Raw genomic sequence first — 1,174 nt, 5'->3', positions numbered from 1 at the left:
CCGGCGCCGGGCGGTGTTGAGGCGGGTGATGAGGGGGGCGATGGTGCGGCCCTCGCGTGCGGCGCCCTCCCAGTCGCGGGGCCGCAGCTGGTACTTCTCGGAGTCGAGGTACTCCTCGCTGCCCTCGCGCAGTGGCGTGTTCTCGCACAGTTCGTAGCCGCTGTAGATGCCCCAGGAGGGGGAGAGCGTGGCGGCCAGTACGGCCCGGACCTCGAAGGCGGCACGCCCGCCGTGCTGGAGGTAGGCGTGCAGGATGTCGGGGGTGTTGGGGAAGAGGTTGGGGCGCATGTAGGCCGCCGCCTCGCCCGACAGCTCGGTGAGGTACTCCGTCAGCTCCTGCTTGCTGTTGCGCCAGGTGAAGTACGTGTAGGACTGCTGGAAGCCGATCTGGGCGAGGGTGTGCATCATCGCCGGGCGGGTGAACGCCTCCGCCAGGAAGATGACGTCGGGGTCCTTGCGGCTGATCTCCGCGATGACCCGTTCCCAGAACACCACCGGTTTGGTGTGCGGGTTGTCCACCCGGAAGATCCGTACCCCGTGCTCCATCCAGTGCCGCAGCACGCGCACCGTCTCGGTGACGAGGCCGTCCATGTCGGCGTCGAAGGCGATGGGGTAGATGTCCTGGTACTTCTTCGGCGGGTTCTCGGCGTGGGCGATGGACCCGTCGGGGCGGTGGTGGAACCACTCGGGGTGCTTGTGCACCCACGGATGGTCGGGGGAGCACTGGAGGGCGAAGTCCAGCGCGATCTCCAGGCCCAGTTCCCGGGCGCGGGCGACGAAGAAGTCGAAGTCCTCCAGGGTGCCCAGGGCGGGGTGGACGGCGTCGTGGCCGCCCTCGGGGGAACCGATCGCCCAGGGCACGCCGACGTCGTCGGGGCCGGCGGTGAGGGTGTTGTTGGGGCCCTTGCGGAACGTCGTGCCGATCGGGTGGACAGGGGGCAGGTAGACCACGTCGAAGCCCATGTCCGCGATCGCCCCGAGGCGGCGCGCGGCGGTGCGGAACGTGCCGTGCGGCTGTTCGGCGGTGCCCTCGGAGCGGGGGAAGAACTCGTACCACGAGCCGTACAGGGCCCGCTCCCGCTCCACCAGCAACGGCATCGCGTCCGAGGCGGTGACCAGCTCCCGCAGCGGATACCGGCTCACCAGCGCCTCCACCTCGGGCGACAACGCCGCC

General features: G+C 70.1%; 1 pseudogene. It reads right to left on the bottom strand.

Annotated elements, in window-relative coordinates:
• Positions 1-1,174 (bottom strand): annotated as a pseudogene (locus ACF1BE_RS35080) (alpha-1,4-glucan--maltose-1-phosphate maltosyltransferase); the annotation flags it as partial.

It is taken from the genome of Streptomyces sp. NPDC014991 (assembly GCF_043080665.1).
Classification (GTDB): domain Bacteria; phylum Actinomycetota; class Actinomycetes; order Streptomycetales; family Streptomycetaceae; genus Streptomyces.
The sequence above is the reverse complement of the archived record's forward strand: the minus strand, read 5'-3'. Positions and strand labels throughout refer to the sequence as shown.